This is a genomic window from Parabacteroides massiliensis, from assembly GCF_900155425.1.
In the GTDB taxonomy this organism is placed as follows: domain Bacteria; phylum Bacteroidota; class Bacteroidia; order Bacteroidales; family Tannerellaceae; genus Parabacteroides; species Parabacteroides massiliensis.
In genome coordinates this window covers 189,080-206,176 of the sequence record NZ_LT700191.1, presented here as the reverse complement: position 1 = coordinate 206,176, position 17,097 = coordinate 189,080, and the positions used below count along the sequence as shown (strand labels likewise).

The window sequence follows — 17,097 nt, the reverse complement described above, 5'->3', positions numbered from 1 at the left end:
ATATTTGTAATATTTTTAATTTTAGGACATAAAATGTCTATCCCAGCAGAGTTCGGATGATGTAGGAGTTGTCCGGACTCGCTTTTGTATGATAGTCCATGTTATAATATGATATAAAATCAAGATTAGATAAAATGTCTACATAATAGTAGATATTAGATTGGTGTGTGTCATTTATCCTTCCCCATAGGCACAAATTATTTTAAAGATTAGTATTAAGGTTAATTGTCAAATGATATCCTTTTGTATTCTGAGTAATGTTGATAGGATGTATTTTGGAAATACGTTCGAAAACTTTAACCAAAGGAACACTCATATCGATGGTTCCTTGTAGCGATAAAGTGCTGACTGCATCATCGCAAGTTATCTCGCAACCATAGTAAAGACCAAGCCGTTGCAGGATACTCCGCATGCTACGGTCTTGTAGAGGAAAGCGTCCTTTTGTCCAGGCTATATATTCGGAAGCATCTACTTTATAAGTGGATTGTGTAATGCCATCAGTTAATTTTAATAATTCGTTGGGCTTTATTGTTGTTTCATGACCTGCATGATCCTTTACCTGCACTCCGCCTCTAAGCAAAACAACTTCTGCTTCATTCATGGATTTATAGGCATAGACATTGAATGCTGTCCCTGTCACCCGCACATCGAATTCCGGTGTCTTTACGATGAATGGTTGCTTCGTGTTTTTCTTTACTTCGATGAAGATTTCTCCATCTACATAAATTTCTCTGTATTTATCAGCAAATACGCTCGGATAAAGTATTTTGGTTCCGGCATTGATATAGAGCACAGTACTGTCTGCTAACATCAGGCGTGAAGATTGGCCTTTAGGAACGATCAACTGGTTATACTCTGTCTTTTGTTTCCCAATTTCTACCTGTTGCTTGTTGACAAATGTTTTTCCTTGTTGGGAATAACTGATATATGCTTTTTCGCCGGCTATTATCCTTTCGTTAGCATGCGTGATGAGAGTCACTTGTCTGGTCGTATCTATAACGGAATCCTCTAACGACGCGATTGCTTTTTCTATGGAATTAGGTGCATAAATCCAATAATGGTATGTTCCGAAAAGCACGCCGAGTAACATGGCTGCTGCACAAGCTACCTGTATATAAATGTACCGGAACTTTCGTAGGCTATTACCTTTTTTCAATTTTTGATTCAATTCTTTCCAATGCTGATCTATTTCCGCTTCAGGAATTTCCTCTTCCATTGAACGAAAGCAAGTTATCCAAAGATGTTGTTCCTCTTCTTCTATGTTTTCTTTTTTCCGCATAGCTATATAGTCTGTTCTCTATATATTAATGACGGAGAAGTGGAATAAACCTACTCTATGTTTTCTGTTTTTTTTATATTTTTCTTTGTATTCATGATATTAATAGGTTTTGATTTAGGAAAAAGAGTTTTTGTCTTTTGAATATCAGTGGTTATGTGCCGGATATTTTTCCTTAAACCATTCGATCAGTTTTCCGTCTTTGAAACTTAACAGGTAATACCCTTCTGTGTTTTCACTCATGGAAGCAGTCTTGTAACTGATGGTTTCGATCGAACCTTCGGAGGTCATGCGGGCGCCTGCCGATTCGAAATCTTTTCCCAATATGGAGATCACTTCTTTTTTGGTCATGCCTAATTCGATGTCTTTCATCTTGCTGTCCATTTGATAGGGTTGCATGAGCGTTCCGCAGCTTGTCAGCAGGAGTATGGCCAGTAGTGCATATATCCATTTCATCTTTTTCATATATCCTTGTTTTTATAGTTAGTAAACACAATAGCAAAAGTAATGATATTCTTTGAAGAAAGGAGTGTTTTTACTTCAATATCTTTAGAAAATGCAATTAAGGGAGGGGTAAGTCATATACATAGATGGCATCTTCTGTGTCTCCGTCTACGGCATATAGTTTCTTTTCTTTTTCGGATATGGTGAAAAGGGTTAATTTCCGGTCCATATCGTATCGGGCTATGGGTTCTCCTTCCCAGTTCCATACTTGCAATTCCTGTATTCTGTCTTCTGCGCGAGTCGAGTTCTTACACATAACATAGATGTATTTTCCGTTAGTGTGTGGGGGAATGTGATAATAGATAGTGCGGTCTTGCATCTCTTCTTTGATTGCCTCTTCGTATGGAGGTGTTTTTACGACTACATTCTTTATGATATCTCCGTCCGTATCCAGGATACGGAATCGTTTGAAATATCCGTAAAAAGAGATGAAACGGGTATGATCGTTATTGAGGACGCTGTTTTTTACATATTTGAAAATAGGCTCTTCTTGGCTGCCTGTCTTGTCCCAGTCGGGGTAGGGAGCTAATTCTTTCGGTTTAGAATGAGAATCCGACAAAAGATATTCGGCTTCGCTGTTCATTCCGCCCCAATAGATGATGGATGTATCTTCTCTCCAATTGATAGAAATCTTGTGGTCCTTGTCCTTGTATCCCGGCTGCAAATTTCCATTCAAGATCCGGGATTGTGAAAACATCGAATAAGGTATCTTTACGGCCATTATATAGAACCAGATGATTTCCGGATACGAAAATATTGTGCGGGGTCATAGCTACAGGCGGGATCTTTTTGATTTCAGCCACGAGAGATCCTTCTATCAGAAATTTTTCGATAACAGTTTCTGTTTGCGTGTTTGCCTTTGTGCACGCAAATACAATTGTTGTAAGAAATAGCAGTAAAAGAAAGTTTGTATTTTTCATGTGTTCGACACAAAGAAATGTAAATAAATGCAGACTGCCAAATAAAAAAAAGAGGAAAACCTTTCGATTTTCCTCTTTTCAAGAGCGGAAGACGGGGCTCAAACCCGCGACCCTCAGCTTGGAAGGCTAATGCTCTATCAACTGAGCTACTTCCGCAATTTGTTTGTGGGCAGTGATGGATTCGAACCACCGAAGGCGAAAGCCAGCTGAGTTACAGTCAGCCCCATTTGGCCACTCTGGTAACTGCCCCCGTTATTTTCAATTGCAGTGCAAAGGTACGATTATTTTTGAAACCTGCAAGTGTTTAGGCAGAAAAATTTACCATTTTAAGAGCGGTAACAGCTGCTTCATCGCCTTTGTTTCCGTACTTGCCACCTGCGCGGTCTTCGGACTGCTGCATGTTGTCGGTTGTTAACAGGCCGAAAATGAATGGAATGTCGTACATAAGGTTCAATTCCGTGATGCCCTGCGTAACGCCTGAACATACATAATCGAAATGAGGCGTATCGCCTCTTACGACGCAACCCAAAACGATGACGGCGTCCACTTCTTTTGTTTCAGCCATTCTTTTTGCACCGAAAGTCAGTTCGAAACTGCCCGGTACGCGTTTTACAAGTATGTTTTCGGCTTTGACGCCATGCTTTTCCAATGTGTTGCAGGCACCTTCCAATAGCTTTTCGGTGATGTGCTTGTTCCATTCCGCTACGACGATCCCGACAGTCACCTCCGATCCGTCAGGAACGCTGTTGAAGTCGTACTCCGATAAATTTTGATAAGCTGTTGCCATATTCTTGTTCTTAAAAGAAGAGGATGCCTTGTTTGACGAGACATCCTCTTATCTGTTTATAATAATGTGTATACGCGTTATTTGTTCAATGCAGAAGCGCGGGTGATATATTTGTCTATATCGGAAGCTTCCATCGAATTGAAATACTTTTCCTTGATCGTCGTGTATGCTTTAACTGCATCACCGTATTGTTTCAGGTTTTCGTAAGCGATACCGGCTTTCTTCAGGTAAGCCGGGCTGATCACTTCGTTGTTTGCCTGTTTGGCTGCTTTCTCGAAATAGCTGATGCCTTCTTTCAGATTGCCCATGTTTACGTAGCAGTCGCCGATCAGACCCGTGATAGCCGGAGAGACCATTTCGTCACTGCCGCTGAAAGATTTCAGCAGGTCCAATGCTTTTTCGTTTTCACCCATCTTGAAATAGCAGATACCGGCATAAGCCTTTGCCAGGTTTCCGGCCGATGTGCTTCCGTATTGATCGATGATCGCTTCGAATCCTTCATAGTCCGCACCGTTTCCGTTCAATGCCAGGTTGAAAGAATCTTTGGCAAAATATTGTTCGCCTTTGAACATAGCTGCTGCGGCTTTTTTCTCCTGCGGAATCAAATATCCGTGTTTGATACCCAAAACAGCTCCAACAACGAGAGCGAGTGCTATAATACCATAAATGATTTTCTTTGAATTGTTTTCAATGAACTGTTCCGATTTCGAAACAATTTCTTCGACCTCTAACTCTTTGTTGGTGTCTTTTTCCTTAGTAGCCATAATGTTTTATAGTTGTTATTATTTTATCTTTGTTTTTATGCCTGTGGCAATTCAAGTCGCAAAAGTAGTTTTTTTTACTGAGAAAATCTATACTTAGAAGTATATTTTTTAATTTTGTGCGACTAATATAGTGCGGATGATACTAAAAAAGCTTTCTATACTCAATTACAAAAATATTCTCCAGGCAGAAGTTTCTTTCTCTCCCGAGATAAATTGTTTTTTCGGGAATAACGGAATGGGCAAGACCAACCTGCTGGATGCCGTCCATTATCTCTCTTTTTGCAAGAGCCATATCAACACGCCCGATTCCCAATTGATCAACAACGGGCAGGATATGTGTGTGTTGCAGGGAAACTATGACTATGAGGGGCGGGAAGAGGAGATATTTTGTGCCATCCGCCGGCGGCAGCGGAAACAGTTCAAACGAAACAAGAAAGAGTACGACAAGCTGTCGGAGCATATCGGGCTGTTGCCGTTGGTGATGGTCTCGCCCGCCGATTCGGAGCTGATACAAGGTGGGAGCGAAGAGCGCCGCCGCTTTCTCGATGTGATTATTTCGCAGCAGGACAAACCATACCTGCATGCGTTGATACAGTATAATAAGGCTTTGCTTCAGCGGAATTCGTTGTTGAAGGACCAGTGTACGGACGCTTCCCTCTATGAGGTGTTGGAAATGCAACTGGATATGTACGGCAGGATGGTGCATGAGAAGCGGCAGATGCTGGTCGACGATTTCACTCCTATCTTCAACGAATATTACCGGACGATCTGCCGTTCGACCGAGCAGGTGGGTTTACGGTATATCTCCCAGTTGGAGAAAGGCATCCTGGCGGATATGCTGGCTGCCAACCGGGAACGCGACCGCATACTCGGTTATACCTCGACCGGCATTCACAAGGATGAACTGGAGATGACGCTGAACGGCAGCCTGATCCGCCGCGTCGGTTCGCAGGGGCAGAACAAAACGTATCTGATCGCTCTCAAGCTGGCTCAGTATGTGTTTCTTTCCCGCAGGGGACAAGCGCGTCCGATCCTTTTGCTGGATGATATTTTCGACAAGCTGGATGCCGACCGGGTGGAACAGATTGTCAAGTTGGTGAGCGGTGACCAGTTCGGGCAGATATTCATTACAGATACGAACCGGAAATACCTGGACGCCATCCTGCAATCGATCGATCACGGCTACGCTCTGTTCAGAGTCGAACAGGGCGAAGTGCAACCGATGGAGGAGGCGAAATGATGCACCGCAACGCGCAGACATTGGGCGATGCGATCCGGGAGTTTTTTGAAGACAACGCCGGGTTGCGGGAGAAGATACTGGAAATCCGTGTCCAGCGGGCTTGGGGCGAGATATTGGGGCCGATGGTCGCACAGTACACGCGTAATATATATGTAAAAGACAAAGTGTTGCACGTATCCCTCACATCTTCCGTCCTGAGGAGTGAACTGGTGCTGTGCCGGGAGCGCCTGGTGAAGAGCTTGAACGACTATGCCGGTTCGACGGTCATACAAGATATAGTGATCAGGTAAAAGAACCTGAATCACACGATCTCCTTTTCTGTTATGACCAAGTCCATTTTCCGGTCGAACGGTTCGACCGGTATCCGGTCTTTCAGCTGGAAGTCGTAGCAGATTCCGATTTTAGGAACATCCAGTGTCGAAAGCAGTCGGTCGTAGAACCCTTTTCCCCGTCCGAGGCGGTTGCGTTGCCGGTCGAAAGCCACGCCCGGAACGATGATCAGGTCTATTTCGCTTTCCGGTACGGCTGTGCAGTCTTCTTTCGGTTCCAGGATACCGAAAGCCCCCGTTTTGAGTGATTCTTTTCCGGCATACAAGAGCAATTGCAGGTCATTTCCTTTTATAAGAGGAAGCAATAATTTCTTTTCCCTATACCACTTCTCGATCAGGGCGGCAGTTTGCACCTCGCCTGCAATGGCGTGGTAAAGAGCTATGCAGGAAGCATGCCGGAAGAGTTCCGTCTCTTCCAGCCGTTCCGTTATCTTAGCAGATAGATCCAGCAATGCAGTCTTCGTATATGAGCTCTTTAAGGAGGCCATATCTTTTCGAAGCGCTTGTTTGGCTTTGTGCAATTCCATCGGGCGTATTGTTTTTGTTCTCCGGTGTCGGGAATGATTTCCCTTCGTTCAGGACTTTGACGGCACGTTTCAGCGTGACGTCGTCGTTCTGGAATATAGGATAGAAGCCGTCTTCGTCGAAGAAGTTGCGGACGATGTAAGCTTGGAGCTGTTTCTCGATCAGCTTGCTCGATATGTTGATCAGGTTCGGACGTTTCTTGATCCCTTTCGCAGCCGCATAGTTGATGAAATCGGAAAGGAGCGGTTGTTGTTGCAGGTATTTGTACAAATCCTGGTAGGTCTTGAAAGAGGACAACTTGTCGAAGTTGCGATCCGAATATTCGAGTGCGTACAGGTTCAACGTGCCGGAATTGACTACGTTGGAGAAGTAGGAAGTCACGCCGCTTGTGTCACGCGGAATGAAGATATCCGGCATGATACCGCCGCCGCCGTAAACGGTGCGTCCCATCACGGTTTCGTATTTCTCGTTGTTGTTCAACTTGATGCTGTCGGCCGAGTCAAATTCGCCGTGCATGAAACGTTGGTAGATGTCCTGTTCGTATTCGTTGTCTTTTCCCAATTCGTACTTTTTCTGGATACAGCGTCCCGACGGGGTGTAATAGCGTGCGATCGTCAGGCGGATTTCTGAGCCGTCGCTTAACTGGATCGGCGACTGGACCAAGCCTTTGCCGAACGTGCGGCGTCCGATGATCAGTCCGCGGTCGTTGTCCTGGATAGCCCCGGAGAAGATTTCACTGGCGGAAGCCGAGAATTCGTCTGTCAGGACTACGATCGGCGCGTCTTGGCAAGTGCCTGTCCCGTTCGTGTAGACATCTTTGCGCGGAAAAGCCTTCCCTTCCGTGTACACGATCAGGCGGCCTTCCGGCATGAATTCGTTTACCATATTGATGGCGGCATCCATATAACCACCCGTGTTGCCGCGAAGGTCGATCACGAATGAGGTGCAACCCGCCTGTTTCAGTTTGGCGATTGCCGTGATAAACTCGTTGTAAGTGGTACGCCCGAATTTGCTTACCTTGATGTAGCCGATCCCCTTGCTTACTTCGTAAGACACATCGATCGAGTTGACCGGGACATCGCCGCGCGTCACGTCGAAATACAACAGTTCCGGTTCGTTTTTACGTTTTACTCCTAACCTGACCGTGCTGTTCTTCGCACCGCGCAAGGTCTTCATGATGACTTCCTGGTCGCTTTTGTTGCCGGCATACAGGGAGTCGTTGATCGTGATGATGCGGTCGAATGGTTTCAATCCGGCCTTTTCGGATGGTCCACCCGGAATGACGTTGATGACCAGGATGGTGTCGGTCTGCATGTTGAAGGAGACCCCGATGCCGCTGAACGATCCTTCCAGGTCTTCATTCACCCGTTGGGCGTCTTTGGCCGGAATGTAGACGGAGTGCGGGTCCAACTCGTTGAAAACTTTAGGAATGGCATCTTCCACCAATTGTTTCATATTGACTGTGTCGACATACTGTTCGTCGATAATGTCAAGTATGGCATTGATCTTATTTCCACTGGAATAAATATGTCTCTTCCCTTGTGTCAGTCTGAGGTAATGATTCCCTACAAAGATTCCGAGAGCAACACTAAAAGCTATAATCACAGGCAGCCATACGGCCAGCCTTTTGTTCTTGTCCATAAAACGTATCTTTAGTCGTTTATTTCTATATAATCTATAATAACACCTGCGCGACGCAATAGGTTGCAGCCATCTTCCACTCTGTATTTTTCAGAATATACCACCCGCTTGATCCCGGACTGGATGATGAGCTTGGCACATTCGATGCAAGGAGCAGAGGTGACGTAGATCGTTGCGTCTTTACTGCTGTTGGACGAAGCGGCCACTTTCGTGATGGCATTGGCTTCCGCATGCAGAACATAAGGTTTGGTGACATTGTTTTCATCTTCGCAAACATTTTCGAAACCGGATGGCGTACCGTTATATCCGTCAGAAATAATCATTTGGTCTTTTACTATCAGTGCCCCAACCTGGCGTCTCTTGCAATACGAATTTTCCGCCCAGACGGCCGCCATCCTGAGATAGCGCTTATCCAATTCGAGTTGCTTTTCCTTCTTATCGCACATCGTTTTCTGATTTTAGATATCCTATTATATAATAGTAGGCAAAGGTACATATATTTAGGATAAATGGAATAGGTTCGGAGTTTTTTTGTTCTGGCGTATATCTTAAAATACCATATAGGGCAATCTTGATTAGATGTGCATGTAATTTGTTTTTGATGTTGCCGTGTATATTCTCGTCCTTGTCGCGTATATTCTCGACATTGTCAAAAATATACACGGCAAGGACGAAAACAAATTACACTTGCATCCGGTTTTGGGCGGATGCAGACGGTCCGGCAGGTTCTATCCCGTTCCTTTTCAGCAACGCGCCGATTTCCGGCTCTTTTCCTCGGAAACGCCTGTACAGGACGTCGGGATCTTCGGTGCCGCCTTTCGACAGGATGTTCTCACGGAAAGAACGGGCTGTCTCCCGGTTGAAGATCCCCGTTTCTTTGAAGACAGAGAAAGCATCGGCATCCAAGACTTCCGCCCATTTGTAGCCGTAATAGCCGGCTGAATATCCGCCGGAGAAGATATGCCCGAAACTGCTGCTCATCAAGGTTCCGGCAACTTCGGGGACGATCACGGTCTGTTTCCAGGCCTCTTTTTCGAATGCGGTCACATCCCCCTCGAACGGCTCTGTCCGCGTATGCCAGGCCATGTCTAAGAAGCCGAAGCTCAGTTGGCGGCAACAGGCGTATCCTGCGTTGAAATTGGATGCGTCGATTAATTTCAGTACCAATTCTTGCGGGATTTTTTCTCCGGTTTGGTAGTGGATGGCTATCTGGTCCAGGAATTCTTTCTCCGTCAGCCAGTTCTCCATCAGTTGGGAAGGAAGTTCCACGAAGTCGCGATAGACATTTGTCCCGGAAAGGCTTGCGTACGACCCTTCGGCAAACATGCCGTGCAGGGCATGTCCGAATTCATGTAACAACGTGTTGACCTCGTCGAAAGTCAATAAAGAAGGCTTCGTTTCGGTCGGACGGGTGAAGTTCATCACGATTATGATTTGCGGCCGGCTGTCTTTGCCGTCTTTATCCCGATACTGTTCCTTAATGCTGTTCATCCAGGCTCCCGACTGTTTCCCGTCGCGCGGATGGAAGTCCGTATATAATATGGAAAGGAATTTCCCGTCGGCATCGTAGACTTCGTACGCCTCGACTTCGGGATGGTAAACCGGTATCTCTTTATTCTCTTTAAACGTGATGCCATATAATTGAGTGGCCAGTCCGAACACGCCTTTCTTTACATGATCCAGTTCGAAATAGGGGCGTGTCATTTCATCGTTTACGCTGAAACGGGTGTCTTTCAGCTTTTCGGAATAATAGCTCCAGTCCCAGGGCATGACAGTCATGTCCTCTTTCTCTGTTTCCGAAGCAAATCCTTGTACAGCCTCGTATTCCTTTAGGGCAACCGGCTTGTAGGCCTCCAACAATTCGTTCAGCAGTTTATAGACGCGTGCGGGAGTTTTGGCCATCGTATGTTTCAGCTTGTAGTCGGCATAATTGGCGTATCCCATCAGCTTGGCGATTTCCAGGCGGATATTGACGATTTTCCGTATGATTTCCTTATTGTCATATTCATCCCCTTTGTTGCCCACGCTCATATATTCCCGGTACATCTTTTCCCGTAGCTCGCGCAAGGCCGAATAACGCATAAAAGGTACGTAGCTTGGGGCCGAAAGATTGAACAGCCATCCGGTTTTTCCTTTTTCCTTAGCTCTGAATGCGGCCGCTTCGCGTATGCTTTCCGGCAGTCCTTCCAGTTCGCTTTCTTGTGTCAGCAACAGTTCGTAGCGGTTTTTGTCTTTTAAAGCATTCTGTTCAAATGTCAGGGAAAGAAGACTTAACTCGGAACTGAGCTTGCGGTATTTTTCTTTGTTTTCGGGTTCGAGCGCGGCGCCACGTGTTGAAAAAGCTTCGAACGTCTTTTCCAACAGGCGTGCGTCTTCGGTCGGCAGAAGCAGCTCTTCTCTCCGGTCGTAGACACTTTTCACCCGTGCGAATAGCTTTTCATTCAAATAAATATTATTGGAGCTTTCCGACAGCTTGGGCGATACCCGTTGCGATATGTCCATCATTTCGTCGTCTGCTTCCGCATTCAAGACGTTGAAGAAAGCCGAGCTGACTTTGTCCAACAGCTTGCCGCTGCGTTCGAGCGCTACGATTGTGTTTTCGAACGTGGGAAGTTCCGCGTTGTCGGCAATGGCTCGGACTTCCTTGTCCAATTGCCGGATTCCTTCATCGAAAGCCGGTTCGTAATGTTCTGTTTTGATCCGGTCGAACGGAGGAGTTCCGAACGGGGTCTGATAAATCCCGAAAAAGGGATTTTTGCTATTTTGTTCCATATCTTTAGTGTTGATTTAGTATAGAACAAAGGTACGGAATAATCGGAAAATAAAAAGGTATTGATTTTCAGGTGATGCTAAATATTTGGAATTGAAAGTTTTTAACAGCTTGACATGTGTTAGATAACATATATTTAGACTTTCGTATATATGTAACGGGTTGTTTATCAGGTGATTTTTTAATAGTAAAAAAGGAAATTTCTAAATAAATATGAAAGCAAATTTGTTTTTTTATTTTTTAAGTGATACTTTTGGTCAGGATACAAAAACAGTTTATTTGTTTTCACGTTAAAGCGTAAACTTAAAACCAAATATAAAAATATGAGTTATCTTAAATTTGACAAGACTCTTATGACGAACCTGGAAGAAGCACTGCCAAGAGAGATTCTTCGTACCAATCGTTCGGGAGCCTATCATTGCACAACTATAGTTGATTGCAACACAAGAAAATATCATGGATTGCTTGTAATTCCGGTGCCGGGACTGGATGATGAAAATCATGTCTTGTTGTCGTCATTGGATGAAACTGTCATACAACATGGGGCCGAATTTAATTTGGGCCTTCACAAGTATCAGGGAGATAATTACAGCCCGAGAGGCCATAAGTACATCCGTGAGTTCGAGTGCGAGAAAGTCCCGACGACGATCTACCGTGTGGGAGGTGTTATCCTGAAAAAAGAGAAGTTGTTTGTCCATCATGAGAATCGGATTTTGATTCGTTACACATTGTTGGATGCTCACTCGGCGACAACGTTGCGTTTACGTCCGTTTTTGGCGTTTCGCAGTGTCCGCGAATATACACACGAGAACGCTCAGGCCAGTCGCGAATATCAGGTCGTGACGAATGGTATCAAAACATGCATGTATCCGGGCTATCCCGAACTGTATATGCAATTGAACAAAAAGAATGAGTTTCATTTCCAGCCGGACTGGTATCGAGGCATCGAATACCCGAAAGAGCAGGAGAGAGGCTATGATTTTAACGAGGATCTGTATGTTCCCGGATATTTTGAAGTCGAGATAAAGAAAGGCGAAAGCATCGTCTTTTCCGGTGGGGTTTCTGAAATAGGGACTCGTACGTTGAAAAAAACATTCGAAGAAGAAGTTGAGGCACGTACGCCGCGCGATACTTTCCAGCATTGTTTGATCAATGCCGCACACCAGTTCCTGAATAAACAGGAAAACGAATTTTATATCTTGGCCGGTTATCCGTGGTTCAAATGCCGGGCGCGTGATTTGTTTATCTCTTTACCCGGGTTGACGTTGGCCATCAATGAAGTCTCCAAGTTTGAAATGGTGATGGAAACCGCCCGTAAGGCTATTTATGATTTTATCCATAATGAACCGAGCCGGATCAAGATTTATGAAATGGAGCATCCCGATATCTTGCTTTGGGCTGTTTGGTGTATTCAACAATATGCTAAGATGGTTTCACGTGAGGCCTGTCGCGAAAAATATGGTTTATTGTTGGAAGAGATTATGAAGTTCCTCAGCCAGAATAAACACCCGAATCTGGCTTTGCATGATAACGGATTGCTTTATACGGATGGAACCCATAAGGCTGTTACATGGATGAACTCGACAGTCGACGGACATCCGGTTATTCCACGTACGGGATACATTGTTGAGGTCAACACGCTATGGTATAATGCTTTGCGATTTGTCGGAGAGCTGGCGGGCGAAGCAGGGAATAATGCCTTCGCCGAATCATTGAATGCCTTGGCTGAAAAAAGCGGGAAGTCGTTTGTTGATGTGTTCCTGAATGAATATGGCTATTTGCTCGATTACGTCGACGGGAACATGATGGGATGGAGCGTACGTCCGAATATGATCTTTGCCGTGGCATTTGATTATTCCCCGTTGAATTCCATCCAGAAAAAAGGTGTGCTCGATATTGCAACGAAAGAGTTGCTTACTCCTAAAGGACTCCGTTCTTTGAGCCCGAAAAGCGGGGGGTATAACCCTAATTATGTAGGTCCTCAGATCCAGCGTGATTATGCTTATCATCAAGGAACAGCCTGGCCTTGGCTGGCAGGTTTCTATTTCGAGGCGTACCTTCGTATTTATAAGATGAGCGGCATAGGATTTATCGAACGCTATCTGATCGGATACGAAGATGAAATGTCTTCTCATTGCATTGGATCCATTTCAGAATTGTTTGACGGTAATCCTCCGTTCAAAGGACGCGGAGCTATATCGTTTGCAATGAATGTTGCCGAAATATTGAGAATATTGTACTTATTAAGCAAATATAACTATTAAAAGGAGGAGCCTGTATGAAAGTGTTAATGTTTGGATGGGAATTTCCTCCCAAAATATATGGTGGTCTTGCGGTTGCATCCTATGGCATAACTAAAGGTTTGAGCCAGCAGAAGGATGTGGAGACAACTTTTTGTATGCCGAAGCCTACCGGTGAAGAAGAAGGGTTCCTGAATATCATAGGTATGAACCAAGTGCCTGTCGTATGGAGGGATGTCAATTATGATTATTTGAAATCCAGGCTTCCCAACTATATGACGCCGGAACAGTATTATGCTTTCCGTGACCATATCTATGCCGATTTCTCTTATCTGAATGTAAATGATCTGGGCTGTATGGAGTTTGCCGGAGGGTATCCGGCGAACCTGCATGACGAGATCAATAATTTCTCGATCATAGCAGGGGTTGTTGCCCGCCAGCAGCAATTCGATATTATTCATGCCCACGATTGGTTGACATATCCGGCCGGCGTGCATGCAAAAATGGTGACAGGAAAGCCTCTTTGCATTCATGTCCATGCAACCGATTTCGACCGTTCGCGCGGGAAGGTTAACCCGACCGTCTATGCAATGGAAAAGAACGGCATGGACTATGCCGATTGCATTATGTGCGTATCCGAATTGACGCGGCAGACGGTTATCCGCGAATATCATCAGGATCCTCGTAAATGTTTTGCTGTGCATAATGCGGTTTATCCGTTGTCGCAAGAACTTTTGGATATTCCTCGTCCGGAGCATAAGAAAGAGAAAGTCGTGACTTTCCTTGGACGTATCACCATGCAGAAAGGACCGGAATATTTTGTCGAAGCAGCAGCGCTTGTTTTGAAGCGTGCGCGTAATATCCGGTTCATTATGGCGGGTTCGGGCGATATGCTGGATGCCATGATCAACCTGGCAGCCGAACGCGGGATTGCCGACCGTTTCCATTTCCCCGGATTTCAGCGCGGAAGGCAGGTCTATGAAGCCTACAAGAACAGCGACGTGTTTGTGATGCCTTCTGTCTCCGAGCCTTTCGGGATCGCCCCGTTGGAAGCCATGCAGTGCGGAACGCCTTCCATTATTTCCAAACAGTCCGGATGTGGAGAAATTCTCGATAAGGTGATTAAAACGGACTATTGGGATATTTATGCAATGGCCGACGCTATCCATTCGATTTGTACAAACCCCTCTTTGTTCGAATATCTTCAGGTGGAAGGAAAGAAAGAGGTCGATGGCATTACGTGGGAAAAAGTCGGTTTGCGGATTCGTGCCCTTTATGAGAATGTCTTAAAGAATTACGGTAAATAATAAAACACAATTAGATATGAAAACAATCTGTCTTTATTTTGAAATACATCAAATCATACATTTGAAACGCTATCGTTGTTTCGATATCGGTACGGATCATTACTATTATGATGATTATGAAAATGAACGCAGTATCACGGAAATTACAGAGCGTTCTTATATTCCGGCATTGACTGCTTTGCTTGAAATGGCAAAAAACAATGGCGGAGCTTTCAAAGTCGCTTTTTCTATTTCGGGTGTGGCATTGGAGCAGTTGGAGATCTATTCTCCTGCCGTGATCGACCTGTTGCATCAATTGAATGACACGGGCTGTTGCGAATTTTTGTGCGAACCTTATTCTCACGGCCTTTCTTCTTTGGCCAACGAAGAGTGTTTTCGTGAAGAAGTTTCCAGAATGAGTGCAAAGATCAAGCAGGTTTTTGGAAAAGCCCCCAAGGTTTTCCGCAATTCCAGTTTGATTTATTCAAATGAGATCGGATCGGTTATTGCAAGTATGGGTTTTAAAGGCGTTCTGACCGAAGGAGCCAAGCATGTGTTGGGTTGGAAGAGCCCGCATTATGTGTATCATTGTGCATATAATCCTAATTTGAAGATGTTGCTTCGCGATTTCAAATTGTCGGACGACATTAGCCTTCGTTTCTCTAATTCGGATTGGAGCGAGTATCCGTTATTTGCAGATAAATATATCGGTTGGATCGCGGGATTGCCGGAAGAAGAACAAGTTATCAATATCTTTATGGAGCTTTCCGCTTTGGGCATTGCACAACCGTTGTCTTCGAATATCCTCCAGTTTATCAAGGCATTGCCGGCTTGTGCGAAAGAAAAAGGCATTTCATTCTCGACTCCGTCTGAAATCGTGACGAAGTTCAAATCTGTCGATCAGGTCGATGTCCCTTATCCGATGTCATGGGCAGACGAAGAAAGAGACACGAGCTGTTGGCTGGGTAACGTGATGCAGCGCGAAGCGTTCAACAAGTTGTATAGTGTGGCTGAGCGTGTTCATTTATGTGATGACCGTCGTATCAAGCAAGACTGGGATTATTTGCAGGCAAGCAATAACTTCCGTTTTATGACAACCAAGAAGACGGGGATTTGGCTGAATCGCGGTATTTATGATTCCCCGTATGATGCATTTACCAATTATATGAATATATTGGGCGATTTTATCAGCCGTGTAAATGCCTTATATCCTGTCGAGGTAGAGAACGAAGAATTGAATTCTCTTCTTACAACGATCAAGAGCCAAGGGGAAGAGATTGAAAAGTTACAGAAAGAACTTGAGAAGTATAGAAAAAAAGCCGCAAAGAAAGCGGCTGCCGAATAGAGATAAAGTAATAAATGAAAACCGGGGTTCCTTTTGGGGAGCCCCGGTTTTTTTATCGGATTAAACAAGGTCTGTTTATTTATATTCGATTGTTATGATACGCATTTCCATTGCGTCTTTATCTATCCGGAGTTTCACGCCAGAAGGTTTCAAGTAGTTTTCAATGGCAACTGTATAGTAAGAAGTTCGTCCATAGTAATCTCTTGTCTCTCCAATCCGACGCTGTACGGGAATGATATTGATAACCAAATCTTCATCCGGCGAGTTCTCAATATGAGTCTTAAGTAATTTGGCGATGTTGCCAAATGTATAAGTACGAGTGGAGGCCGTATATTCTCCGCGGAAAGAGGTAATGCTGTTTTCCACATTGTTGTTCTTAAAGAATGTATCCATTGAATCTTTCGGAAGTATCAGAATGTTCTCCGGAGCTTCAAATGCATATTTCCAGTCTTCTTGCGGAAGGGCTTTTAGCGAAAGATCCACATTGCTGACAATACGTCCTTTGATAATCGGGGCAATGTCTTGTGCCGGAATTGTCAACTGGGTGTATACGCCGGCCGGACTCTTTAGGTAGGCGATGCTGTCGTTGGGTTCCAGCAGATGGCTTATGTCTGTATTCTTGAATCTGTTCAGCTGGATGACTTCGGAAGTCGCACTGAAAGTTTCCCATGTCTGTACGATTGAATCCTGGTCGGCAGAACCTTTTATCGTGTACTTATAGTAAATATTCATTCGTGTACTTTCGATATTCAGGATGTTTCCCGTACCAAATGTGTTGGTGACATAAATACCGGGAAAGTATTGGTTGAATGTATTCTGATCGGTAAAAACTTCCGGATTTTTGATTGTCGCGTCATAGAAACGTTGCCCCAATTCTTTAGGCATACGAATTGTGATATTAGGATCGTATGAATATACAGTTTGGCTACCGCTTGTTGTTGTCGCATTCCAAAGAGAATCCGAAACACTTAAATTACGTGCCGTATACGTTTGCATACCCAATGATTTCTGCATGTTGCAGAATTGTTCAGGGTCGATATTCGTATAAAAATCCCTTGTCAGCGGAGTTGTTACTTCGTAAAGTTGGACTCGCATCGGGGTGAGAGAATCACCTGTCCAGCTTCGGCTGTAATATATTTTAAAATCGACCGAATCTATTACGCCGTTATTGGGCGTGTATCTGAACCGGAAATTTTCAGGACAGTAGAACTGGCACATGAAATCAGACTTCAGGTTGCCATACAGAGGATCGTATATTTCTCCTAATGAACCGTAAATTGTCCGGGCATAGACAGAATCGGTCTGTACTGTTTTTGCTTTCATGTAGAATGTGTCCGCGTATACCAACGGTCTGTCATTTTCCGGTTGAATACCTGTTCCTACCTGTGTCAAATCATCATTACACCCGCTCAGGATAGAGATCCCGAGACTCAGGCCAAGTACAAAAAGCTTGATTTTCATTTCTCTAAA

The 17,097-nt window shown here is 44.6% G+C and carries 15 protein-coding genes and 2 tRNA genes; 5 read left to right on the top strand and 12 right to left on the bottom strand.

What is annotated here, in order from left to right; genetic code table 11:
* Positions 1-202 precede the first annotated feature (202 nt).
* The 7 genes from BQ9893_RS11930 to BQ9893_RS11900 form a co-directional block, all read right to left on the bottom strand.
* Positions 203-1,279: a FecR family protein gene (locus BQ9893_RS11930; RefSeq protein WP_075966245.1), complete on the bottom strand. Its 1,077-nt coding sequence runs from the start codon at positions 1,277-1,279 to the stop codon at positions 203-205.
* A 144-nt stretch (positions 1,280-1,423) separates the two neighbouring features.
* Positions 1,424-1,741, bottom strand: coding sequence for a hypothetical protein (locus BQ9893_RS11925; RefSeq protein WP_075966244.1), 318 nt, complete (start codon positions 1,739-1,741; stop codon positions 1,424-1,426).
* 97 nt (positions 1,742-1,838) lie between these two features.
* Entirely contained in the window at positions 1,839-2,477 is a 639-nt protein-coding gene (locus BQ9893_RS11920) for a hypothetical protein (protein ID WP_139322604.1), read from the bottom strand.
* Positions 2,478-2,783: 306 nt separating this feature from the next.
* Positions 2,784-2,856: transfer RNA gene (locus BQ9893_RS11915), tRNA-Gly, on the bottom strand.
* Positions 2,857-2,866: 10 nt separating this feature from the next.
* Positions 2,867-2,949, bottom strand: a tRNA-Tyr gene (locus BQ9893_RS11910).
* Between the two features lie 55 nt (positions 2,950-3,004).
* Positions 3,005-3,487: a 6,7-dimethyl-8-ribityllumazine synthase gene (ribH, locus tag BQ9893_RS11905; RefSeq protein ID WP_075966242.1), complete on the bottom strand. Its 483-nt coding sequence runs from the start codon at positions 3,485-3,487 to the stop codon at positions 3,005-3,007.
* Between the two features lie 77 nt (positions 3,488-3,564).
* On the bottom strand, positions 3,565-4,251 hold the full coding sequence (locus BQ9893_RS11900; RefSeq protein ID WP_075966241.1) for a tetratricopeptide repeat protein: 687 nt from the start codon (positions 4,249-4,251) through the stop codon (positions 3,565-3,567).
* Positions 4,252-4,387: 136 nt separating this feature from the next.
* Here BQ9893_RS11900 and recF point away from each other — a divergent pair, with 136 nt between their 5' ends.
* Both recF and BQ9893_RS11890 read left to right on the top strand, forming a co-directional pair.
* A complete protein-coding gene (recF, locus tag BQ9893_RS11895) occupies positions 4,388-5,491 on the top strand; it encodes a DNA replication/repair protein RecF (RefSeq protein ID WP_075966240.1) in 1,104 nt (367 codons plus the stop codon).
* Entirely contained in the window at positions 5,488-5,781 is a 294-nt protein-coding gene (locus tag BQ9893_RS11890) for a DciA family protein (RefSeq protein ID WP_075966239.1), read from the top strand. Before recF ends, BQ9893_RS11890 begins: the two co-directional genes overlap by 4 nt.
* A gap of 11 nt (positions 5,782-5,792) precedes the next feature.
* On the opposite strand, the gene BQ9893_RS11885 is transcribed toward BQ9893_RS11890, so the two are convergent.
* The 4 genes from BQ9893_RS11885 to BQ9893_RS11870 all read right to left on the bottom strand — a co-directional run bounded on the left by BQ9893_RS11885 (position 5,793) and on the right by BQ9893_RS11870 (position 10,758).
* Positions 5,793-6,308, bottom strand: a complete 516-nt coding sequence (locus BQ9893_RS11885; RefSeq protein WP_244155124.1) for a 5-formyltetrahydrofolate cyclo-ligase — start codon at positions 6,306-6,308, stop codon at positions 5,793-5,795.
* Complete coding sequence (locus BQ9893_RS11880) at positions 6,253-7,986, bottom strand: S41 family peptidase (protein ID WP_075966237.1); 1,734 nt, start codon at positions 7,984-7,986, stop codon at positions 6,253-6,255. Before BQ9893_RS11880 ends, BQ9893_RS11885 begins: the two co-directional genes overlap by 56 nt.
* Positions 7,987-7,997: 11 nt before the next feature.
* Complete coding sequence (locus tag BQ9893_RS11875) at positions 7,998-8,432, bottom strand: dCMP deaminase family protein (protein ID WP_075966236.1); 435 nt, start codon at positions 8,430-8,432, stop codon at positions 7,998-8,000.
* Between the two features lie 235 nt (positions 8,433-8,667).
* Complete coding sequence (locus BQ9893_RS11870; RefSeq protein WP_075966235.1) at positions 8,668-10,758, bottom strand: M3 family metallopeptidase; 2,091 nt, start codon at positions 10,756-10,758, stop codon at positions 8,668-8,670.
* A gap of 321 nt (positions 10,759-11,079) precedes the next feature.
* On the opposite strand from BQ9893_RS11870, the gene BQ9893_RS11865 reads away from it, so the two are divergent.
* Genes BQ9893_RS11865 through BQ9893_RS11855 form a run of 3 tightly spaced genes read left to right on the top strand, consistent with a single transcriptional unit; the run spans position 11,080 to position 15,627 of the window.
* Positions 11,080-13,020 (top strand): glycogen debranching enzyme N-terminal domain-containing protein, encoded by a 1,941-nt coding sequence (locus BQ9893_RS11865; protein WP_075966234.1) that lies wholly within the window; start codon positions 11,080-11,082, stop codon positions 13,018-13,020.
* A gap of 14 nt (positions 13,021-13,034) precedes the next feature.
* Positions 13,035-14,303 (top strand): glycosyltransferase family 4 protein, encoded by a 1,269-nt coding sequence (locus BQ9893_RS11860; RefSeq protein WP_075966233.1) that lies wholly within the window; start codon positions 13,035-13,037, stop codon positions 14,301-14,303.
* A gap of 16 nt (positions 14,304-14,319) precedes the next feature.
* Positions 14,320-15,627 carry a glycoside hydrolase family 57 protein gene (locus tag BQ9893_RS11855; RefSeq protein ID WP_075966232.1) on the top strand — a complete coding sequence of 436 codons (1,308 nt, stop codon included), beginning with the start codon at positions 14,320-14,322 and terminating at the stop codon, positions 15,625-15,627.
* Between the two features lie 75 nt (positions 15,628-15,702).
* On the opposite strand, the gene BQ9893_RS11850 is transcribed toward BQ9893_RS11855, so the two are convergent.
* Positions 15,703-17,088: a DUF4270 domain-containing protein gene (locus BQ9893_RS11850; RefSeq protein ID WP_075966231.1), complete on the bottom strand. Its 1,386-nt coding sequence runs from the start codon at positions 17,086-17,088 to the stop codon at positions 15,703-15,705.
* Between the last annotated feature and the right edge of the window lie 9 nt (positions 17,089-17,097).